General features: G+C 44.8%; 22 protein-coding genes. 12 read left to right on the top strand and 10 right to left on the bottom strand.

What is annotated here, in order from left to right:
* Positions 1-18: 18 nt before the first annotated feature.
* The gene (locus tag LAQ65_RS10340; RefSeq protein WP_224116891.1) at positions 19-579 is read right to left on the bottom strand and encodes a thermonuclease family protein; all 561 of its coding nucleotides are present in this window, start codon (positions 577-579) and stop codon (positions 19-21) included.
* Between the two features lie 99 nt (positions 580-678).
* Here LAQ65_RS10340 and LAQ65_RS10335 point away from each other — a divergent pair, with 99 nt between their 5' ends.
* Positions 679-1,107, top strand: a complete 429-nt coding sequence (locus LAQ65_RS10335) for a GNAT family N-acetyltransferase (protein ID WP_224116890.1) — start codon at positions 679-681, stop codon at positions 1,105-1,107.
* Between the two features lie 7 nt (positions 1,108-1,114).
* On the opposite strand, the gene LAQ65_RS10330 is transcribed toward LAQ65_RS10335, so the two are convergent.
* Positions 1,115-3,994 (bottom strand): DEAD/DEAH box helicase, encoded by a 2,880-nt coding sequence (locus LAQ65_RS10330; RefSeq protein WP_224116889.1) that lies wholly within the window; start codon positions 3,992-3,994, stop codon positions 1,115-1,117.
* A gap of 64 nt (positions 3,995-4,058) precedes the next feature.
* Between LAQ65_RS10330 and LAQ65_RS10325 the strand changes: the two genes are divergently transcribed.
* A complete protein-coding gene (locus tag LAQ65_RS10325; protein WP_224116888.1) occupies positions 4,059-5,315 on the top strand; it encodes a pyridoxal phosphate-dependent aminotransferase in 1,257 nt (418 codons plus the stop codon).
* 53 nt (positions 5,316-5,368) lie between these two features.
* Here the strand turns inward: LAQ65_RS10325 and LAQ65_RS10320 are convergent, their stop codons facing one another.
* Positions 5,369-5,614 carry a hypothetical protein gene (locus tag LAQ65_RS10320; RefSeq protein ID WP_224116887.1) on the bottom strand — a complete coding sequence of 82 codons (246 nt, stop codon included), beginning with the start codon at positions 5,612-5,614 and terminating at the stop codon, positions 5,369-5,371.
* A gap of 193 nt (positions 5,615-5,807) precedes the next feature.
* On the opposite strand from LAQ65_RS10320, the gene LAQ65_RS21105 reads away from it, so the two are divergent.
* Complete coding sequence (locus LAQ65_RS21105) at positions 5,808-6,848, top strand: glycosyltransferase (protein WP_224116886.1); 1,041 nt, start codon at positions 5,808-5,810, stop codon at positions 6,846-6,848.
* A gap of 18 nt (positions 6,849-6,866) precedes the next feature.
* A complete protein-coding gene (locus LAQ65_RS10310; RefSeq protein WP_224116885.1) occupies positions 6,867-7,751 on the top strand; it encodes a DMT family transporter in 885 nt (294 codons plus the stop codon).
* Here LAQ65_RS10310 and LAQ65_RS10305 read toward each other — a convergent pair.
* Positions 7,748-8,239, bottom strand: coding sequence for a SixA phosphatase family protein (locus tag LAQ65_RS10305; RefSeq protein WP_224116884.1), 492 nt, complete (start codon positions 8,237-8,239; stop codon positions 7,748-7,750). The two genes, LAQ65_RS10310 and LAQ65_RS10305, sit on opposite strands and share 4 nt — an antisense overlap.
* A gap of 199 nt (positions 8,240-8,438) precedes the next feature.
* Positions 8,439-10,286, bottom strand: coding sequence for an amidophosphoribosyltransferase (locus LAQ65_RS10300; RefSeq protein WP_224116883.1), 1,848 nt, complete (start codon positions 10,284-10,286; stop codon positions 8,439-8,441).
* A gap of 54 nt (positions 10,287-10,340) precedes the next feature.
* Here LAQ65_RS10300 and LAQ65_RS10295 point away from each other — a divergent pair, with 54 nt between their 5' ends.
* The 3 genes from LAQ65_RS10295 (at position 10,341) to LAQ65_RS10285 (ending at position 12,502) form a co-directional block, all read left to right on the top strand.
* Positions 10,341-11,522 carry a hypothetical protein gene (locus LAQ65_RS10295; protein ID WP_224116882.1) on the top strand — a complete coding sequence of 394 codons (1,182 nt, stop codon included), beginning with the start codon at positions 10,341-10,343 and terminating at the stop codon, positions 11,520-11,522.
* A gap of 89 nt (positions 11,523-11,611) precedes the next feature.
* Positions 11,612-12,100 (top strand): hypothetical protein, encoded by a 489-nt coding sequence (locus tag LAQ65_RS10290; protein WP_224116881.1) that lies wholly within the window; start codon positions 11,612-11,614, stop codon positions 12,098-12,100.
* Positions 12,101-12,166: 66 nt separating this feature from the next.
* The gene (locus LAQ65_RS10285) at positions 12,167-12,502 is read left to right on the top strand and encodes a DUF3127 domain-containing protein (protein WP_224116880.1); all 336 of its coding nucleotides are present in this window, start codon (positions 12,167-12,169) and stop codon (positions 12,500-12,502) included.
* 3 nt (positions 12,503-12,505) lie between these two features.
* Here LAQ65_RS10285 and LAQ65_RS10280 read toward each other — a convergent pair whose 3' ends face one another.
* Positions 12,506-12,838: a hypothetical protein gene (locus LAQ65_RS10280; RefSeq protein WP_224116879.1), complete on the bottom strand. Its 333-nt coding sequence runs from the start codon at positions 12,836-12,838 to the stop codon at positions 12,506-12,508.
* A 219-nt stretch (positions 12,839-13,057) separates the two neighbouring features.
* Between LAQ65_RS10280 and LAQ65_RS10275 the strand changes: the two genes are divergently transcribed.
* Positions 13,058-13,645: a YceI family protein gene (locus LAQ65_RS10275; RefSeq protein WP_224116878.1), complete on the top strand. Its 588-nt coding sequence runs from the start codon at positions 13,058-13,060 to the stop codon at positions 13,643-13,645.
* 228 nt (positions 13,646-13,873) lie between these two features.
* Here LAQ65_RS10275 and msrB read toward each other — a convergent pair whose 3' ends face one another.
* Positions 13,874-14,404, bottom strand: coding sequence for a peptide-methionine (R)-S-oxide reductase MsrB (gene msrB, locus LAQ65_RS10270; RefSeq protein WP_224116877.1), 531 nt, complete (start codon positions 14,402-14,404; stop codon positions 13,874-13,876).
* Between the two features lie 181 nt (positions 14,405-14,585).
* On the opposite strand from msrB, the gene LAQ65_RS10265 reads away from it, so the two are divergent.
* Both LAQ65_RS10265 and LAQ65_RS10260 read left to right on the top strand, forming a co-directional pair.
* A complete protein-coding gene (locus LAQ65_RS10265) occupies positions 14,586-15,167 on the top strand; it encodes an adenylate kinase (RefSeq protein ID WP_224116876.1) in 582 nt (193 codons plus the stop codon).
* An 18-nt stretch (positions 15,168-15,185) separates the two neighbouring features.
* Complete coding sequence (locus LAQ65_RS10260; protein ID WP_224116875.1) at positions 15,186-15,647, top strand: DinB family protein; 462 nt, start codon at positions 15,186-15,188, stop codon at positions 15,645-15,647.
* Between the two features lie 29 nt (positions 15,648-15,676).
* Here the strand turns inward: LAQ65_RS10260 and LAQ65_RS10255 are convergent, their stop codons facing one another.
* Positions 15,677-16,141 carry a hypothetical protein gene (locus LAQ65_RS10255; RefSeq protein WP_224116874.1) on the bottom strand — a complete coding sequence of 155 codons (465 nt, stop codon included), beginning with the start codon at positions 16,139-16,141 and terminating at the stop codon, positions 15,677-15,679.
* 99 nt (positions 16,142-16,240) lie between these two features.
* Here LAQ65_RS10255 and paaZ point away from each other — a divergent pair, with 99 nt between their 5' ends.
* Positions 16,241-18,286 carry a phenylacetic acid degradation bifunctional protein PaaZ gene (gene paaZ / locus LAQ65_RS10250; protein ID WP_224116873.1) on the top strand — a complete coding sequence of 682 codons (2,046 nt, stop codon included), beginning with the start codon at positions 16,241-16,243 and terminating at the stop codon, positions 18,284-18,286.
* Between the two features lie 23 nt (positions 18,287-18,309).
* Entirely contained in the window at positions 18,310-19,089 is a 780-nt protein-coding gene (locus tag LAQ65_RS10245; RefSeq protein WP_224116872.1) for an enoyl-CoA hydratase/isomerase family protein, read from the top strand.
* A gap of 3 nt (positions 19,090-19,092) precedes the next feature.
* On the opposite strand, the gene LAQ65_RS10240 is transcribed toward LAQ65_RS10245, so the two are convergent.
* On the bottom strand, positions 19,093-19,410 hold the full coding sequence (locus LAQ65_RS10240; RefSeq protein ID WP_224116871.1) for a hypothetical protein: 318 nt from the start codon (positions 19,408-19,410) through the stop codon (positions 19,093-19,095).
* Positions 19,411-19,470: 60 nt separating this feature from the next.
* Complete coding sequence (locus LAQ65_RS10235) at positions 19,471-20,250, bottom strand: TIGR02757 family protein (protein WP_224116870.1); 780 nt, start codon at positions 20,248-20,250, stop codon at positions 19,471-19,473.
* Between the last annotated feature and the right edge of the window lies 1 nt (position 20,251).

The following is a 20,251-nucleotide window of genomic DNA, read 5'->3' as shown; positions in this document are numbered from 1 at the left end:
CTAAATGTAAGACAAAGTTCAGCCCGGGTTTACGGCAGCCAGCTGGAAATCCTGTGTTTTAATTATCCTATCCTGACTGATTTTAAACTTGTGTTGTTTTTTCATTTGGCGGTAGTCCCAGGGTGCCTGGGGATCAGCCATATGCCAAAGACCCAGATGGTTTTTCCGGGCATATTCTTCAGCAGCGGCCAATTCAGCGTCGTTCGAGTATTTGACAAAATGCCAGGCCAATCCGGCTTTTACCAATTCCAGGTTAATGTGTACCCCCTGTGGGGTAAACACTTCACCAATAAACCGACCGTATTTATCCTTCCCGGAACAAACCACCCGCAGGGAATTGCCCGAGCCTTTCAACAGGCTTCCCAGGTAGTCTTTGCTAACGCGGTAATAATCCTGGCCTTTTTCGGGGGCATCGATACCACTTAGCCTGATTTTCACTTTTTGCTGGTTGGTGGTAAGCAGGCTAAAGGTATCGCCGTCGGCTATGGAAACAACCATTCCCTGCAATTCTTCCCCGTGGACATCAATAGCTGGCCTGAAGGAAAATAAACTGAGCATCAGGAAAAGCAATTGCATCATAAATGGTTTTTAAGGGTAACGCTTACCTTGCAGCACAAATTTTATTCCGATGCTCCAGGCAGCTGACCAGCAAGATCTTGATTTTTTTATGGAATGTACATGCATCCAGCAATTAACCCATACCTGTTATATGACCCTATGCCATTGCCCGATTTTGCGCCGATTTTTTCAGACCTGCTGGACAAATCGGTATTGTACAAATTCATAGTTGAGGGTCGGGCTGCAGGCATGTGCAAACTGGTCCACCAATACTTCCGCAATGCCCATACAATTTACCTGGGCGGGGTTGCAATACACCCCGATTTTACCGGGAAAGGATATGGATTGCAGATGCTGCAGGAAATTATCGCTTATGCTGTTGGTAAGGGTTGCCGGAGGATCGAATTATCAACGGGTATTACCAACGAAAAGGCAATTCGTTTATATGAGCGTGTTGGTTTCGTAAAAGAAGGCGTACTGCGGAATTATACCTGGTTTAAAAACGAGGACAGGTTCCTGGATGAAATCATGATGAGCTGGATCAACTGATTGCGGTTTATGAAAAAAGATAGCGTATATCCTCTTCCGTAAGTTGCTTGATAAATCCTTCATCTTCCGAAATCAGCGCATCTGACAAAGCCTTTTTCCGTTCCTGTAATTCCACGATTTTCTCTTCAATGCTGTCTTTGCAGATCATCTGGTAAGCAAATACGTTTTTTGTCTGCCCTATCCGGTAAGCACGGTCGATCGCCTGCTGCTGCACTGCTGTGTTCCACCAGGGATCAACCAGGAATACATAATCCGCAGCAGTTAAGGTAAGCCCTGTATTACCCGCCTTAAGGCTGATCAGGAATATATTCACGTCATTGCCTTCTTCCTGGAATTGCGCTACCAGCTCAGACCTTCGGGCAGGTGGAGTATCGCCGTCAAAATGATAATACGCAAGTCCGGCTTTCCTGCAGGCGTTACCCAACAAATGAAGCATGCCTTTGAATTGCGAGAACACCAATACTTTATTGTTCCTCAGGTTGTACTGCAGTTCTTCGATCAGCAATTCTGCTTTGGCGGAAGGAACCGCGGATATACCAGGTTCATTCAGTAATTGCGGTGCAGCGCATATCTGCCGCAATTTTTGCATGCCCTGTAAAATAGACAGTTTGCTTTTATTCAGTCCATCTGTTTTAATGTTCAGGAACAGGCTATCGCGGATCTGTGCCCTGGTTTCTTCATAGCATGCTTTCTGTTCTGTACCCATTTCGCACCAAAGCACCGATTCTGTTTTTGGGGGCAGGTCTGTTGCAACCTGTTGTTTTGTCCTGCGCAGTACAAAGGGGGCAGTGAACTTCTGCAAGGCCCTGATCTTCTCTTCATTGCGCTCGCGGTCGATCGGGTGAGCATATTCCTTCCGGAAAAATTCCGGTCCGCCAAATAAGCCTGGCACCAGGAATTGCAACTGTGCGTAGAGGTCGAAAGTATTATTCATTACCGGTGTTCCGCTCAGCGCCACCCTGGCTTTTGCTTTTAGCTGGTAAACTGCTTTTGTCACCTGTGCAGAAGGGTTTTTTATGGTGTGGCTTTCATCAAGAATAACGGCCTGCCAGCTAATGGATTGCAGTTGACCGAAGTCTGCGCGCAGGGTGCCATAGCTGGTGATCAGTACCTGGGCGCCGGACGCATAAAACCCATCCATATCGCGCGAACTGCCGTGATAAACGTAAGACCCCATTTCGGGAGCAAATTTTTCGAACTCTGCGCGCCAGTTGTGCAGCAGGCTTGCGGGGCAAACGATCAGGCTCCCGGTCCACCCGCCGGGTAATACCCGGCGGGTGGACTGTGCCAACCAGGCCAGGAAACAGATAGTCTGCAGGGTTTTGCCCAGGCCCATATCATCGGCGAGGCAGGCACCCGCATCAATTTCGGATAACAGGCATAACCATTCAAAGCCTTTTTGCTGGTAGGGCCTTAAGGTAGCATGAACCTGTTCCGGAACAGTATACACCGCCAATTCCTGTTGCTGCCATTGCAACCAGCGTTGCCACCATTCCCGCGAAATAACAGGCCGGGCGCTGTCAACCGCTTTGCCCTGTTCCATTCCCAATAAGATCCATTGCGGAACAGAAATTTCATTTTTTGTTACTTTGCCATGCTTCAGTAAGAGGCTATACTGGTCCATCCATTCCTCGGGCAAAACGCCAATGGAATGGTCTTTCAGCAGCAGGGATTTCTGTCCCGCCAGCAATAATTTCTGCAATTCGGCGAGGGGTATTTCTTCCTTACCAAAACACACTTTTACAAACAGCTGCATGGTGCTTCCGACGGTACCGAGTATCCGCATTTCGGTTTCCACCGGATCGGGGGAATACCTGAAATGTTTTAAAAGTTCCATCCCAAGCAACTCCACATTTGCTTCCAGCAGCTGGTGATACACTTTTAAAAACCAATGCTTCTTTTTTGCTTCTGCGAAGGGAAGGTTAAACACTCCATTGAATTGCCTTGAAAAATTGGGGTGCAGGTTTTGGATGGTATCATGAAATGATTTTTCTTTTTCAAGGTGTCGCTTCACAACGAAAATTTCACCGTTACGGGTAAATTCTTCGCTGTGTTGCCAGGGGCCTTCCACCCAAAACCCGTCATAATTCCACCGGGGCGTCAGCATCAGGAAACTGCCACTGATTTCGCTCAGGTAAATTCCGTTAACGGGTTCCGCTTCTATCACTTGTTTATCCAGGAGGTCGCCCATTTCAACCAGGTAATCGTCCTTCAACCTTTTCAATACCTGTTCGGAAAAGCCGACCGGGTCATCGGCATAAACTGCGGGATCATTAGCATCCAGCCATTGCAGGGTCTGGTAATCCAAAAAAGAAAGCAGGAAATATTCCTTCTCGCGCAACAGGAAAAAATACTCCCTTACAAACACTTTAAGGTCAAAAAGCTGGCCGGCAATGCGGACATAACAGTTGAGGTGAAACAGTCCGGCCTCATCACGATTAACCCTGAAAGATAAAGAAGGCTGGTCTGCCTTCAATAGGCAGGTGGCCATAAGGTGGTTGCCGGTTGCCGGGTTCACCACCTGGTTATACCACCGGCACGCATCCGCTGCTGGCAGTAATTGCAGAAATAATTGGTGCACTACCCGGAGCAGGGACCGGTCGATATAGGCAGTTAATGAAGTGCCGGCTTTCTGTTTAGCATGTGTCCGCGTGAACTGCTGGACAGTTTGCTGCAAGGCCAGGTCACCCAATTCCGACAATGCCTGCCTTGCTTCAGCAGGCAAACCGGAGAAGTATTTTTTAACCACATCGGGGTCAATGCCTTCCCTGGCATAGTCAATACCCCGGGTGGACCGGGTAATATGGATGGCTTCCAAAGGAGACCATCGCTGTTTTAACCTGGAAGGTTTAATAAATATGCCAGTTTTGGTTTCCGGTTTTATCATAGCGGGTAGCAAATATAGGGTACCCGTCTTTTTGTACCTTTGCCCCGCAAATAATATGGCTGCCATGAAACTAAGTACGCTCTCTGAAACCCTTATTGGCTCTGAAATTGTGAAATTAGGTGGTGAAATCCGGGAAAAAATCAGGAAAGGAGAACAAATCTTCAATTTTACCGTGGGAGATTTTGATCCCCAGGTATTCCCGATTCCGCAGGCATTGGAAGAAGAAATCATAATTGCGTATCGCCATCACTTTACCAATTACCCTTCTGCCGAGGGAAACCTCGACCTCCGGGAGGCCATTGCGGCTTTTACAAAAGAGAGGACAGGCTTAACCTATACGGTGAATGAATTCCTGGTAGCTTCCGGTGGCCGGCCATTGATTTATGCCTTATTCCGGGCAATAGTAGATAAAGGTGATAAGGTTGTTTATGCAGTTCCCTCCTGGAATAATAACCACTATACCCATTTTGTTGAAGGAGAACATGCCGTTGTGGAAGTTGGTCCTGAAAATAATTTCATGCCTTCGGCAGATGACCTGGCCCCGTTGCTAAAAGGCGCTACCCTGCTGGCCCTTTGTTCGCCGCAAAATCCAACCGGTACTGCCTTTACAAAATCGGAGCTGGAAAAAATCTGTGACCTGGTACTGGCTGAAAACGCTACGCGTAAACCCGGTGATAAGCAATTGTATGTTATGTATGACCAGATGTATGGCCAACTCACTTACGGGGCAATTCAACACTATGACCCGGTAAGCTTGCGGCCGGCTATGCGCGAATACACGGTGTTTATTGATGCCATCAGTAAGGCATTTGCAGCTACCGGCGTAAGGGTTGGTTGGAGTTTCGGTCCGGAAACCATCATCAGTAAAATGAAAGCTATTTTAGGACATGTAGGTGCCTGGGCCCCGATGGCAGAACAAAAAGGAGTCGCAAAATTTCTTGGCAATAAGGAAGCAATTGATAAATATCTCCTTCATTTTAAGGGGGAAGTGGAATTACGGCTTCGCAGTATATATGAAGGATTATTGGCTTTGAAGGAAGCAGGGCACCGGGTGGATGCTATTGCACCACAGGCAGCGATATACCTTACTATAAAAATTGACCTTGTTGGGAAAAGAACGGCAGGCGGACAATTATTGGAAACCCAGGCAGCTGTTTCAGATTATTTATTGAATGAAGCAAGGCTTGCCGTGGTTCCCTTTTATGCTTTCGGCGCAGCAAGAATCTCACCATGGTACCGCCTGAGTGTAGGCACCTGCAAAAAAGAAGAAATAAGCGGAATGTTGAAATTACTAAGGGAGTCGCTTGAAAAATTACAATAAAGCACTAAAAAAGCCGCCTCATGGGGCGGCTTTGTATTTTTTCACTTGCCAAATCAATTCTTGTTGTTCAGGAAAACAAAAGCAGGATCGTTTCCTGAAATTGATTGCATAATTCTTTTATGGTCTGAATAAACCCTAAACTTATTACAATCAATCACTTCATAAACACAGCAAAAAGTCTGTGGATTTTCAACTTCCAATAACAAACTGTGCAGTTGCGTCAATTGCTGCTCCATTGCCTCGTCATTGTGAGGTGCTTGCTTAACCAGAACCAATAGATCCCTGTTTGGTGTTTTCATTACATAAGATTTTAGTAACCAACATAACCTTTGTTCATATTGCAACCGCAGTTCTTACTCTTCAATTTACCATTAACACCACATGCAGTAACAACTCTACTAACCATTAAAACGAGAACGACGTAAATAAGCGTCTTCTTCATAATTTAGATTTCTAATTTAAACTTAATTCCAGAGAAAATAGTATGCGGGAGTGAGCCAATTTTCAAATTTTCCACAAATAATTTCACATAAGGCCAGAATACTGGTTGCTCCGCTCGATTGGGGACTGGGTCATGCTACCCGATGCATCCCGGTTATCCGTGCCCTGACTGACCAGTTTAATGCCCGTATAACGGTTGCTGCCGCAGGTCCCCAAAAAGCGCTCATCCAGGAAGCTTTCCCGCAGATCCCTTTTCTTTCCCCGCCTGAATACAAAGTGAAATACCACAAAAATCGAGCCGTAACCATTGCCAGGCTTGCTTTTGCAGTACCCGGGATCCTCAAAACCATCCGGGAGGAATCGCGCTGGCTCGAGGAGGTTTTGGACCGGTTAGCATTCGATATAATCATCAGCGACAACCGGTATGGCATTTTCAGTACCAGCATCCCATCCTACCTGATCACCCACCAATTGCTCGTAAAAACGCCTTTTGGAGATATTATGGACCACCTGGTACAGGGGCGGCTTTATAAATTCATCAACCGTTTCACGGAATGTTGGGTGCCGGACATGGAAAAAAGCCCCTATTTAGCCGGGGAATTATCACATCCGGGCAGGATGCCGTCCATTCCCGTCCGTTACCTGGGTCCCATCAGCAGGTTAACAGCAGTGCCACCAACAGGCAATACGCAATTACTGGTTTTGCTATCGGGACCGGAACCCCAAAGGACTATCCTGGAAAAGAAAATCCTTACGCAATGGAAAGCCAATCCGGGTAAGTCGATGGTAATGGTGAGGGGTTTACCGCTTGAAACAAACGAGCCCCCCAAATTACCCAATGCGGTAATTTTCAACCACCTGCCTGCTATGGAACTATCACGGGAAGTGGCCAATGCTGGGGTAATTTTATGCCGGAGTGGGTATAGCAGTATAATGGACCTCCTGCCACTGGGTAAGCAATGTTTTATGATTCCTACACCCGGACAAACGGAACAGGAATACCTGGCCGATTTTCTTTCCCGCGAGGGCCGGATCACTGCCCTTGACCAGGAAAATTTCAATATTTCCCAAATTATTGCAACTGTTCCGTAGATATCTTTGCGCAAAAATTTGAAGCGCGACCTCCAGCCCCACCTGGCCGTTTTAGCGGCCAATCTTTTATTCGGGATCAATTTCAGCGCTGTCCAGCATATTACGCATGGCTTTATTCAACCGTTCGCCCTAAACCTGATCAGGGTTGGGATTTGTGTCATCCTTTTCTGGCTGCTATTATTTATTTACCCGGCGAAGGCCGGTATAAAAAAAGAGCACCTGCCCCGGTTCCTGCTTTGCGCTATCACGGGGGTGGTAATTAACCAGCTATTATTTATCAAGGGCCTTTCCTTAACGCTAAGTATCCATGCGGCCCTGCTGATCCTGGTTACCCCGATTTTTATAAGTTTTGTAGCCGCCTGGCTAGATAAGGAATCGCTAAGTAACTGGAAGCTAGCCGGGCTTGCCCTGGGTATAAGTGGCGCAGTTTTGCTGGTAGCAGGAAAAGACAGGTCAGGAAAAGCCGAAAATGTGCTGCTGGGAAATATTCTCGTCATCATCAATGCCATTTCCTATTCATTCTATTTTGCCCTGGTGAAGCCACTTATGAAAGAATACCGGCCCACCCATGTGTTGCGCTGGGTCTTTACCCTGGGGCTACCTTTCATGGCTTTTTTCGGCTGGTCACAATTTCAAACCATACACTGGGAGAATTTCGGCCAGCTGGAGTGGATGGCCCTGGCCCTGATTGTATTGGGCGCAACATTTTTTGCATACCTCTTCAACCTTTACGGCATCAACACATTGGGAGCAGGAGTAACAGGGTCTTATATTTATACCCAACCTGTTTTTGCCGCGATTATTGCAGTCATATTCCTGGGGGAATCACTCACATTCAATAAAGTGATTGCGGCGGCTTTAATCATTTCAGGGGTTTGGCTGGTTAACAGAAGGACCCGTTAACCGTGCTTCGGCTTTTCAAAAAACAGGAACTTTTTCTTTGCTTTAGCAAAATTTGCCCAATGGTCGGTGTGTATTTCAACTGCAAAAATGCTGCAGGTAGGCATATCATCTATTTTGGTATCGGTAAGTTCATTTACAAATGCGGTAATACCCGGATTATGCCCGAATACTGCGATGGAATCAGCCTTATCGGATTGTTGAGCTACAACTGAAAGATATACCTCGGCAGGCGCCTGGTATAAATCTTCGCGCAGGATTAATTCTTCCTGGGAACGGTCATACGCTTTAATAAAATAAGTAGCCGTTTGAATCGCTCTTTTGGCGGTACTGGTTACAAAAGCGTCAATGGAAATATCCTTTGCCAAAAGTTTTTTAGCCATTAAAGGTGCAGTGTGATGGCCACGAACATTCAATTCACGGTCAAAATCTGAGATTGTTAAGTCACCCCAGCTGCTTTTAGCATGTCTAACCACATATAAGGTTTTCATATACTAAAGGTAGCTGGGTTTTGTGATTCCTTAACTGTTTTACAAAAGGTACAAACGGGAAATTTAAACAGGCCTGTTTAGTTGGTCCCTCATAGGTTATGTATTAAAAACGGTCGGTCGCGGAATACCTGCAAATATGTTGCCAGAAGATTTCAAAAAGTGATTTTTTTACGAAGCGATTTCCCAGGCTTGATTCAAATCAATAGCCCCTTACATTTTTGCCTTCCATATAATTGAGGAACGCATTATTCACTACGCGGTTTCCGCCAGGTGTTGGGTAGTTACCGGTAAAATACCAGTCGCCGGTGTTAGTGGGACAAGCGTTATGCAGGGATTCAATCGTCTGGAAAATAACTTCAATTTTTAAATCAATTTCCTTTGGGGTTATGAGTTCAGCGATTTTTGCAGAAATTTCTTCAGCTGTAAATGGATGGTAAAGTTGTTTAACAATATTCTTGCTATGTAATTGTCCGGTCCTGGCAAGTTCCTTGCCTTCTTCATGCAGGTCGGTCAGTAAATTTTCCATCCCACGTTCTTTAATCAACGCGATGGCGGCCCGGAATGCAATGAAGTCTCCCAGCTTACTCATATCAATACCATAACAGTCGGGGTAACGGATTTGAGGTGCAGAGGAAATTATAATTATTTTTTTCGGATTAAGGCGGCTTAGCATACGTACTATGCTCTCTTTCAGGGTGGTGCCCCTTACAATGGAATCATCAATCACGACGAGGGTATCCTGCTTCGGGACAACGGTACCATAAGTAATATCATATACGTGCTGAACCATTTCATTACGGTTAGAATCTTCAGTAATGAAAGTCCGCATCTTCACATCTTTGATGGCGATTTTCTCCATCCTGATTTTGCGGTTAATCATCTCAGTTAATTTTTCTTCGTCGAAGTCTTGCCCCCACGATAAAATTCTCTGGATCTTGATTTGGTTCATGTAGTCTTCCATTCCTTTTACCAATCCGTAAAAGGCAACTTCCGCTGTATTAGGGATAAAGGAAAATATGGTATTCTTCAGGTTGTAATCTATTGATTTGAGTACTGCATCCCTGAGATTATAGCCCAGCTGGCTGCGCTCGCGGTAGATTTTTTCATCATTTCCCCGGGAAAAATAAATCCGCTCGAAACTGCAGGCTTTACGTTCTTTTGGTTCGAGAATTTGTTCAATGCTGTACTGGCCGTCTGCATTTACAATCAGGGCCTGGCCGGGCATCAGTTCCTTCACTTCATTCTCACCCACGTTGAAGCTTGTCCTGATCGCTGCACGTTCTGAGGCAGCAACAATTACATCATCAGAAATATAATAATAGGAAGGTCGGATACCATGTGCATCACGCATTACAAAACTTGCACCGTTTCCGACAAGGCCGCCAAAATGATAGCCCCCATCAAACCATTTGGTTGAATTGCGGAGCACGCTGGCAATGTCAGGATTACCCGGATTAGTTTCATCGGCCTGTACCAGGAAATGGTGTACTACTTCCATCATGGCAGCAAGGTCGCTTTGCTTTTGAAAAACTCCGGGGTCAATATTTACAAGGCCAAATAATTCTTCAGTATTCACGAGGTTGAAATTCCCCGCAAGGGCAAGGTTCCTCGATTGGATGGTATTCCGCTTTATAAAAGGATGACAGAATTCAACATTGTTTTTCCCCTGGGTGCCATAACGGAGGTGACCTAACAGTAGTTCACCCATAAAACGAACATGGCCTTTTAAAAGGCCTGGGTGTTTGCGAATATCGGGTTGGTATTTTTCGAATTCCTGGATCTCTTCTCCTACCTGGCGGAAAATATCTGCGATAGCCTGGGTTGCTACACTGCGCAAACGGTGAAGGAAGGGATAACCAGGCTCAACATTTAACTTAACTGCAGCAATTCCAGCCCCATCCTGACCCCTGTTATGTTGTTTTTCCATTAGCAGGTAGAGCTTATTAAGCCCATACATAACCGTCCCCTGTTCCTGCAAATAATAACTAAAAGGTTTGCGTAACCGAATGAAAGCCAATCCGCATTCGTGTTTAATTGGGTCGCTCATGGAAAGAATTGAGGCGCAAAGTTATGAAAAAATAATAGCCCGAAATTGTTCCAGTTGTTAAGATTGCGGAGTCTTACATCCAAGGCTTTATCTACTGTTGTTTTTTTGTACCTTTCTGAAACAACCCCACCTATTTTGCACCTGCGCATGCTATTGGCCATTTTTGTCCTGGTTTTCCATACAGGATTCCTGCCACCTGCAATACAACCCTTTTTAGTGCCGGGGAAGCAGCCAATACTGAAGAACAACCTGCCATTATTCCAATCAGAGGAACCGCTGCAATTAAATATCACTGTTAATACAGGGGCATTGTTCACAGACAGGGGGGATAATCCACAGTACCATGGCGGAAAAATCAGTTTGAAAGACAGCCTGGGAAATATGGTTACGTTAGATGCGAAATTGCGTATCCGCGGGCATTTCAGAAAAGATAAAAAAATCTGCCGGTATGCCCCGATCCTGCTTAACCTCGATAGCAGTGCAATTACAAATAGTACGGCCTTCGCCGGACAAAACAAGTTAAAGCTTGTGGTACCTTGTGTTTCAGAAGAATTAATTGAGCGTGAATATTTATTGTATAAAATATATAACCTGATTACCCCCCTGAGCGTGAAAGCCAGGTTGGCAAAAGTGCAGTTTACGGATAGCGCAAACCCAGCAAATATTACAATCCTTTCCTGCTTCGTGATTGAACCACCTGAGCAGGTAGCCGTTCGCAATGGACTGATTATCATTAACAAGAATAGCCTGAACCCGGAGTTCCTGCCACCCTCGGATTTTAACCGTATGGCTGTTTTTCAGTTTTTCATTGGCAATACGGACTGGTCAATTCAATTCCGGCAAAATATTGAACTGATGGCGCCAAATACCATTTCACCGCCTGCTCCCGTTCCTTATGATTTTGACCATAGCGGACTGGTTGATGCTCCTTACGCACATCCTGCGGAGGAACTGGAAATGTCCAATGTCCGCCAAAGACGATACCGCGGTTATTGCCTTTCTTCCCTCCAGGACCTGGACCCGATTTTTACTGTATTCAAAGAAAAAAGGCCACAGATAGAGGCTTTATACCGCGATAATCCACGGCTTTCCCCATCTTTCCAAAAATGGGCACTAAGTTATATTGCAGACTTTTACACAATAATAGACCAGCCCAAAAAAATGAAGGAAGCATTCAATTATCCCTGCCTGCCAGGAGGAACCGGGTCGGTGATCATAAAAGGCTTAAAAGAATGATCCAATTTTCACCCGGCGGGTAATACCCGGCGGGTGAAAATTATTTGCATCATTTATTTTCGTACCTTATTATAATTAAACCTTATATCATGTTACCAAAAACTACAAGGCTATATGCCACAGGATTTTTATTTGCTGTAGTACTTTTTTCAGGTGCCTGCAGTAAAAGTGATTCTACTCCCGCCAAAACAAAAACCCAATTATTAACGGCTTCATCATGGAAGCTTACCGCACATACGGTTAACCCGGCTATGGACCTGGATGGAGACGGCCAGAAAGATGATACAGATGTATTTGCCCTTGGCTATGAAGCCTGTTCGAAGGATGATACTTATTCCTTTCATACCGATTTCACGGGAATTGTAGATGAAGGCCCTACAAAATGCGATGCCAGCGATCCACAGTCTACACCGATAGAATGGCTTTTTAAAAGCAACGAAACCGTGCTCCAGATTAAGCAGGATATTATTGCACTGGATTTCACGATTGTGGAGTTAACAGAAACCAAGCTGAAGGTTACTTATTCACAAACTGATTCCGGGGTAACCGTTACCCAGACAATTACCTATACGCATTAGAAATCCAGGGGTTCAAACAATAAAGAAAGACCGGTATATTTTTCCTTTCTTTGCGCAAAAAGAACCATGGATATCAGTGGAAAAATTATACAGTTACTGGGTGTTCAAACCGGACAGGGGAAAAATGGTCCCTGGAAAAAGCAGGAATTTATACTTGAAACCGGGGATGCTTATCCCAAAAAAGTTTGTATAGCAGTTTGGGGGGAAAAAATTGATATGAGCCAATTCAGGCCGGGTGATCCCGTGCAGGTTTCATTCGATGTTGAAAGCCGCGAATACAATGGCAAATGGTACACAGATGTTAAAGCCTGGAAAGTTGTAGGGCAGGGTAATACTGAAGGTCCGGCCCCGGCATATAATGGCCCTATTGATGCTATGCCTGAAGACGATTTGCCTTTTTAATCCTTATACTTTTACGGTAGTAGTTACTTTATCGGGCAATTCATTTTCGCGTGAAGCCAAAAGTGAAAGTTGATTTTTCATATGGGCTATAGCTTCTGCAACCGCTGATTCATATCGATCAGTACGGGAATGTGTAAAGAGATTTTCACCATAGATAGTAACTTTTATCTCACACACTTTGTTCTCAGGTAAACTGATTAAAGGATCTTCCCGCATAACACATCCTACGCGGGCGATGGTTTTATACTGGTGTGATAACCTGATCATCGCCTGCTTGGCATATTCTACAACCTCATCCTGCAAACCATCATGCGGAGTATGAATGTCAATGGTCATAATTTTTTGGTTTGTGGTGCAAAAAATCAACAACTAATCAGCTTTCTAAAGTTACATCGCAATTTTTAACCCTCCCGATTTAATTCCCTATTACCCGGGCGTTACCATTCTGTTAAATTCAGGCTGTTTTACATGATTTTACAGGTTAACCTACCAGGAAAGTCGACTACTAAAATGAAAACGCCTATCTTAGTGTTTAAACAATAAATATTTTCGACTATGAAAAGATGGAAATCAATTTTGGCTGTTGTTGCAATTTTTCTTGCCGGTACAGTTTCGGCACAAACCAAATGGAAAGTGGACAAAGTGCATTCATCGGTTCGTTTTTCGGTTACCCACATGACGATATCTGAAGTTGAAGGCACTTTTAAAACCTGGGATGGCACAATTGAAAATACGAAGCCTGATTTTACTGATGCAAAAATTGCATTCACCATCGATGTAAACTCTATCACAACCGAAAACGAAAACCGTGATAACCACCTGAAGAGTGACGACTTTTTTAATGCTGCGAAATTTCCGGCAATTAAATTTGAAAGCACTACAATGCAGTCATTAGGCAATAACAAATACAAACTGAACGGGAACCTCACCATTCGCGATATTACCAAGCCGGTAAGTTTTGATGTTACCTATGGCGGCACGCTAACTGGCTCGCGCGGTACCAAGGCCGGCTTTAAAGCCACTACAACTATTGACCGGATGGCATATGGTTTGAAATGGGACCGCGCTACAGAAGCAGGTGGCCTTGTTGTAGGAAAAGATGTGGAGGTAACAATTAAGTTAGAACTGGACCAGATAAAATAGTCTAACTAACATATATAATCGAAAAAGCCCCTTTCCAGGGGCTTTTTCTTTCACGCGACGACCGTAAATTTTTCCAATTTTTGACCAGATACAATGTAACAACCGAAACAATATTTTTAAAAGGGTTCAGGGAATTCCCTCTTGTTATCTGATACAAAGATGCACCTGATTTTTACCTTTAAAGAATCCTTTCGATAGTTGGCTGCTTTATGCCGGTGAAAGCACCATTCATTTCGATTTATCAAAATCCAGGACTACTCCATTTATACAATAACGCAGTCCGGTTGGCGGTGGCCCGTCTTCAAATACATGTCCAAGGTGCGCTTTGCAACGGCCACAGGTTACTTCAGTACGTTTCATGCCCAGTGTATTATCGGGAGTATAAATGATACTGCCTTTGCTTACGGGTTCATAAAAACTTGGCCAGCCGCATCCGCTATCGAACTTGGTATCGCTTTTAAATAAGGGATTGCCACAAGCCTTGCAGTAATAGGTGCCGATTTCCTTAAAATTTTCAAACTTGCTCGACCAGGGTCGCTCAGTTCCCTTCTGCCGTGCGATATAGTATACATCCTCCGGCAGGATTTTCTTCCATTCTTCGTCTTTAAGATTCACCTTCTCGGCCGATGTCCTTGAATACACCGGGTTTTGCTTTGAACTATCCATAGATTTAGGCTCTTTTTTATGGTCTGATTGGGAATAACTGCATTGCTGAAAAGTCAGCAGGCAGAAGAATAAAAAGACATTTCTAAACAACATCACGCGTTTAATTTTAATAACAAACCTACGCAGACAAGGTTTAACCTGTTTTCAACTAACAAACGTTTGCATTTATTTTAACGTGGGGGTTTTTGAATATTATTCAACCTAACGCCCCAATTTATCGATCATTTTTAAACAGCTTGCCGTAAATTTGAACCTCATCACGCAGGAATAAATCATGTTCAATTTAATTCTTTTCGGCCCTCCAGGAAGTGGCAAGGGTACCCAATCTGAAAGGCTAATTGCCCGTTATGGACTTAAACACCTTTCTACAGGGGATATCCTACGGTCAGAAATTGCCAACCAAACCACCCTTGGAATGGAAGCTAAATCTTTGATGGACCGGGGGGAACTGGTTCCGGACGAAGTTGTTATCGGGATGATCAGCGCTGCTTTGGACAATAATCCACAGGCAAAAGGTTTTCTTTTTGACGGATTTCCCCGTACCAAAGCACAAAGCGAAGCGCTGGATAAGCTTTTGGCCCAAAGGAATGAAGCCATTAATGTGGTTCTTGCCCTGGAAGTAACGGAAGAAGAATTGATAAAGCGCCTGTTAAACCGCGGATTGACCAGTGGCCGCAGTGATGATAACAATGAGGCTGTAATCCGGGCCCGGATCCAGGAGTACCACAAAAAAACTTCTGCTGTTGCGGACCACTACCAGGTCTTCAATAAGGTGGTTGGTATTAAAGGTGAAGGCACAGTAGATGATATTTTCAATGCGCTTTGCGAAGAAATTGAAAAGAGAATGGCGGCCTAATACTGCCATTTCCAGTATATGGACGAATCAAAACTGCATTTTTTGCTGGAAGACTTCCCGGCATTGCTATCACATTTGCAAGCAGAAGCCAAAGGCAGCTGGGGCAAAATGAATGCCCAGCAAATGGTAGAACACTTTATTGAAGTTGTTTGGGTTGCTGCGGGTAAGATTCCCCTCCAATTATTTACCCCTGCTGACCGGCTTCCAAAAATGCGGGAATTTTTGTTCAGCGAAGAGCCCTTTCGCGAGAATACAAAGAACCCGTTAATGAAAGATGAGCCAACTCCTGAAAAGTTGCCGGATATGCCAACCGCTATCCATGAATTGAAAAGGGCGCTCGAAGCTTTCCAGGAAGCATATGCCACTAACCCTAATAAAGAGATTATTAACCCGTTTTTTGGTCCCCTTGATTATAGTGGCCAGGTTCATTTTCTCCACAAACATGCCCGGCACCACCTTAAACAATTTGGATTGCTCTAAGTTGGGATAAAGAAATTTCTACACGTTGCCTATTTTTTAAAAATGGAATCCGCTCGTTGCAGGCTCGTTAAAATGCTTTCTTTTACCTTATCCACTTTAGCCTTTTCGCCAGTTAGGTATTTGATACGCGCCTCCGCATTTTCTTTTGCAGAATCAGGATTAAAGCCAGTCATCCAGGAATCCATACTATTTTCTGCATAAGCCAGGTCTTCCTTCAGGTCCAGGTATGTTTGCATCAATTGCTTTTTTGTCGCAGACTCAGGCAGCTTGCTGACACTGTCAAGCGCTTGTATCGCCTGTTGCTGGTACCCTTTAATCTTGCCCATTTTACCCATACCGAAATCATGCCCATCCAATACCAGTTGAAACAAACTGTCCTCTGGCGTTTTGGCTTTTTCAGAAAAGCCATTCTTGCGGTCAGTATTATCATGGCTTGGGTTGTTGCAGGCTGCAAAAAAGGATAAACAGGCCGCTAACAGGAAGATTTGCTTCATCTGGTAGAGTTTATGCTGCAAATATGCACCCGTTTTACGAATGGCCGGACATTTCTGAAGGGCATTTTCAGCTAATTTGCACCTATAAACGATTGTACAATGAAAAAGCTCGGGAACTACGCAACCGGCCAATGGATCACCGGCGATGGCGAGGGACAAATCCTGTACAATGCAGTTACCGGCGATCCTATTGCTGCAGCCAGCTCAAAAGGACTTGATTTAGAAGCTATGGCCGTTTATGCCAGAAAAGTCGGCAACCCGGCATTGAGAAAAATGACTTTTCCGGAAAGGGGGCGTATGCTGAGGGCTCTTGCACTTCACCTGCAACAATTTCTTCCCTCTTTTTATTCCCTTAGCTACCAGACAGGTGCTACAAAAACAGATAGTTGGGTGGATATAGAAGGCGGGATCGGCAACCTTTTCTCTTACGCCTCCCTGCGACGTAAACTTCCCGATGAAACATTTTGCCTCGACGGGGAATCCCTGAACCTGGGAAAACAAAACAGTTTTATAGGAACGCACCTGTTAGTTCCCAAAGAGGGTGTAGCCATACATATAAACGCATTTAATTTCCCTGTTTGGGGCATGCTGGAAAAAGTTGCCGTGAATTGGATGGCAGGAATGCCTGCCATAGTAAAACCTGCTACAGTAACCTCTTTCCTGACAGAAGCAGTAGTGAAAGAAATCATTGCTTCAGGAATTCTCCCGGAAGGCGCCCTGCAACTTATTTGTGGTAGCGCCGGCGACCTGCTTAACCATGTTCAGTCACAGGACGTGATCACCTTTACCGGTTCTGCCTCAACCGGCCAAATGCTGAAAGCACATCCTGCTATCCTTCGGGAATCAGTACCCTTTAATATGGAAGCCGATTCATTGAATTGTATTGTCCTTGGTGATGATATCGGGCCCGGGTCTGCTGATTGGGAAATATTTATTAAGGAAGTGAGGAAGGAAATGACAGTAAAAGCCGGGCAAAAATGCACAGCTATCAGGCGGATATTTGTACCGGAACAAAAAATGGAAGCAGTATGTAAAGCGATTGCCGAAGCCTTGCAACAAACAACAATTGGCAATCCATTGAATGATAAAGTACGCATGGGTGCATTAGCCGGGCAAACACAAAAAAAGGAAGTGAAGGAACAGGTAGGCCGGTTATTGGCAGGTTCCCAACTGATATACGGCTCTCTAGATAGTGTTGAACTGATTGATGCCGATGCCAGCAAAGGTTCTTTTATCAGTCCGCTTTTACTCTTGAACGAAAAGCCCTTCAGCCAAACAGAAGCACATGAAATTGAAGCCTTTGGCCCGGTCAGCACAATAATGCCTTACAGGAACATGGATGAAGCCATTGAGCTGTCGCGTATGGGTAAAGGATCGCTTTGCAGTTCTATTGTAACCACAGATGCGCAAACGGCGCGGGAATATGTATTAGGCGCCGGGCCCTGGCATGGCCGGATCCTGGTATTAAATAACGCCTGTGCAAAGGAATCAACCGGCCATGGATCACCATTGCCACAACTTGTACATGGCGGCCCGGGAAGGGCGGGGGGAGGGGAAGAGATGGGCGGCCTTCGTGGCATTAAGCACTATATGCAACGTGTGGCTTTACAGGGATCACCTGAAATGCTCACGGCCATTACCGGTGTATACCAGCCTAATGCAAAGGGTCAGGAAGACACCATACATCCCTTCCGGAAATATTTTGAAGAAATCAGGGTTGGCGACCAGTTATTGACAGGTAAAAGAACTATTACGGAAAGTGATATCGTCAATTTTGCCAACCTTAGCTGGGATCACTTTTATGCGCATACTGATCATACTGCACTTGAAGGCACTCTTTTTGAGAAACCAGTTGCACATGGATATTTTATCCTCAGCGCAGCCGCCGGATTATTTGTAGACGGTAGTGCAAAAGGCCCGGTACTATTGAATTACGGCCTTGACGAATTGCGTTTCACCAAACCTGTATATGCCGGTGCAACCATCCAGGTCAGGTTTACCTGCAAGGAAAAAATTGAACAGGAACAAAAAAAGGATACTGATTTACGTAAAGGAATCGTTAAATGGTATGTTGAAGTATTGGACCAAACCGGAGAGCAAGTAGCTTTAGCTACAATTCTTACGATGGTCCAGAAAAAACAATAATAACACGCCTAAATATCTCAACCATGATACAGGAAACTTCTGGAGGATATGTTAAATCCGAATTGCACAAAGGCATTGCCACAATAGAATTTTATCATCCTCAGGGCAATTCATTACCCGCTAAATTATTGCATAAAATGTCTGAGGAAATCGACACCCTTGGCCATTTACCTGAAGTGAAAGTGATCATCCTCCGGTCTGGCGGGGACGGTGTTTTTTGTTCTGGTGCATCATTCGATGAACTAAGTAATATTCAAACAGCCGAACAAGGCCTGGCCTTTTTCAATGGATTTGCACAAGTGATAAATGCTATGCGCAAAATACCAAAACTGATCATAGGGCGAATCCATGGTAAATGTGTAGGCGGTGGAGTTGGCCTGGCTGCGGCAGTTGATTATGCTATTGCTGTGGAAGGTGCTGATGTTAAACTTAGTGAACTGGCAATTGGTATAGGCGCTTTTGTTGTAGGTCCTGCAATTGAAAGAAAAATTGGCGGGTCGGCTTTTTCACAACTGGCCATTGATACATCCATGTGGCGTAATAGCGACTGGGCGAGGAGAAAAGGACTATACGCAGAATTGCATACCAACCTGGAGGATCTTGATGAATCTGTACAGCGCATCGCTGAAAACCTGGTGCATTCCTCACCGGATGCACTGGTAGAAATGAAAAAAATGTTCTGGAAAGGCACAGAGCATTGGGATCATTTACTGCTGGAAAGAGCCGCTATCAGTGGCCGCCTGGTCTTAAGCGAATTTTCAAAACAGGCCATTGCTAAATTCAAGTCAAAGGTAAAAACCTGATCCTTACCACCTGTCTTCTTCATTTTCTGGTGGCGGCTGTTGAAATTGCCGGCGTGTCTTGATTTTTTGGAGTTGCCGCTCAATTAACAGATCAGCAATTATATACGCTGCGTCTTCACCTACTTTTTCCTTCAATAAAAACTTCAGTTTGTTTTCATTGACATCAACCCGGTAAAGTATCCTGACCAGTTCTTGAAAGTCGAGGTTAATTAACTGGTTAATCCTTTCCGCCAACCGCTGCCGCAATGTGTTAAATGAAGATTCCCCTATAAGGCTGATTCCCATTTGCTCGCTCAAGGCATGTAGTAATTCACTATCCATTTATCAGTTTTTTCACCCTTCTTTCACCCGGCGGGTAATACCCGCCGGGTGAAAGATACATCAGTATTTTTCAACAACGCCCAGGGCAAAGAGGGCAAAATCGTACTTGACGGGGTCCTTTGGATCGAGCTTGCGCAGCCAGCTGGTTAACTCCAGTGCTGCCTTCCAGTCGATGGCTTCCCTTTGTAACAAGCCAAATCTTTGGGCAACCCTGGCCACATGCACATCAATCGGGCAAACCAATTGTGCTGGTTTTATATTGCGCCATAACCCGAAATCAACGCCGTTCTTATCCTGCCTGACCATCCAGCGTAGGTACATACTCAACCTTTTACAGGTAGAATTTTTAAACGGTGCCGCAATATGCTTACGGGTGCGCTGCGGGACATCTTCAGCAGAAAAAAAATAATGATAGAAACCATTTAAGGCCCCGGTAATGTCTTTATCTGATGCTGAAAATCCTTTTAAAAATGCTTTCTCCAAAGAGGAAGATTGCTGGTAATGCCTTTGCAGGAATTCAATAAAATACAAAAGGTCTGTAGCATTAAAAGTGCGGTGCTTAAAAGAAAGCAAACGCCTTAAGTCCTTATTGCTGTGATGCAGGATAAAATCCAGTGGCCGGTTATCCATCAACGCCATTAATTCACGGCTTTTATTGATAATAGTTGTCCGGTTGCCCCAGGCAAAAACTGCTGCAAACAAGCCGGCTATTTCAATATCTGCCTGGTCACTAAACAGGTGCGGTATGCAAACGGGGTCATCTTCAATGAATCGCGGATGGTCATATTCTTCCACCTTCCTGTTTAAAAAGTCGATAATGTTTTGCCTTTTCGCAATCATG

This window comes from Flavihumibacter profundi (genome assembly GCF_020076305.1).
GTDB classification, from domain to species: domain Bacteria; phylum Bacteroidota; class Bacteroidia; order Chitinophagales; family Chitinophagaceae; genus Flavihumibacter; species Flavihumibacter profundi.
Note: the sequence above shows the minus strand (reverse complement) of the source record. Positions and strands in the feature narration are given on the sequence as shown.

Excerpts from the sequence above, each read along its gene's own strand:
- LAQ65_RS10280 (WP_224116879.1), bottom strand. The coding sequence starts at position 12,838 with ATGACCATTGACATTCATACTCCGCATGATGGTTTGCAGGATGAGGTT.
- LAQ65_RS10235 (WP_224116870.1), bottom strand. The coding sequence starts at position 20,250 with ATGATTGCGAAAAGGCAAAACATTATCGACTTTTTAAACAGGAAGGTG.
- LAQ65_RS10275 (WP_224116878.1), top strand. The coding sequence starts at position 13,058 with ATGAAAAGATGGAAATCAATTTTGGCTGTTGTTGCAATTTTTCTTGCC.
- LAQ65_RS10290 (WP_224116881.1), top strand. The coding sequence starts at position 11,612 with ATGTTACCAAAAACTACAAGGCTATATGCCACAGGATTTTTATTTGCT.
- LAQ65_RS10330 (WP_224116889.1), bottom strand. The coding sequence starts at position 3,994 with ATGATAAAACCGGAAACCAAAACTGGCATATTTATTAAACCTTCCAGG.
- LAQ65_RS10335 (WP_224116890.1), top strand. The coding sequence starts at position 679 with ATGCATCCAGCAATTAACCCATACCTGTTATATGACCCTATGCCATTG.
- LAQ65_RS10240 (WP_224116871.1), bottom strand. The coding sequence starts at position 19,410 with ATGGATAGTGAATTACTACATGCCTTGAGCGAGCAAATGGGAATCAGC.
- paaZ (WP_224116873.1), top strand. The coding sequence starts at position 16,241 with ATGAAAAAGCTCGGGAACTACGCAACCGGCCAATGGATCACCGGCGAT.
- LAQ65_RS10325 (WP_224116888.1), top strand. The coding sequence starts at position 4,059 with ATGAAACTAAGTACGCTCTCTGAAACCCTTATTGGCTCTGAAATTGTG.
- LAQ65_RS10285 (WP_224116880.1), top strand. The coding sequence starts at position 12,167 with ATGGATATCAGTGGAAAAATTATACAGTTACTGGGTGTTCAAACCGGA.
- LAQ65_RS10260 (WP_224116875.1), top strand. The coding sequence starts at position 15,186 with ATGGACGAATCAAAACTGCATTTTTTGCTGGAAGACTTCCCGGCATTG.
- LAQ65_RS10245 (WP_224116872.1), top strand. The coding sequence starts at position 18,310 with ATGATACAGGAAACTTCTGGAGGATATGTTAAATCCGAATTGCACAAA.
- LAQ65_RS10265 (WP_224116876.1), top strand. The coding sequence starts at position 14,586 with ATGTTCAATTTAATTCTTTTCGGCCCTCCAGGAAGTGGCAAGGGTACC.
- LAQ65_RS10300 (WP_224116883.1), bottom strand. The coding sequence starts at position 10,286 with ATGAGCGACCCAATTAAACACGAATGCGGATTGGCTTTCATTCGGTTA.
- LAQ65_RS10340 (WP_224116891.1), bottom strand. The coding sequence starts at position 579 with ATGATGCAATTGCTTTTCCTGATGCTCAGTTTATTTTCCTTCAGGCCA.
- LAQ65_RS10320 (WP_224116887.1), bottom strand. The coding sequence starts at position 5,614 with ATGAAAACACCAAACAGGGATCTATTGGTTCTGGTTAAGCAAGCACCT.
- LAQ65_RS10255 (WP_224116874.1), bottom strand. The coding sequence starts at position 16,141 with ATGAAGCAAATCTTCCTGTTAGCGGCCTGTTTATCCTTTTTTGCAGCC.
- LAQ65_RS10305 (WP_224116884.1), bottom strand. The coding sequence starts at position 8,239 with ATGAAAACCTTATATGTGGTTAGACATGCTAAAAGCAGCTGGGGTGAC.
- msrB (WP_224116877.1), bottom strand. The coding sequence starts at position 14,404 with ATGTTGTTTAGAAATGTCTTTTTATTCTTCTGCCTGCTGACTTTTCAG.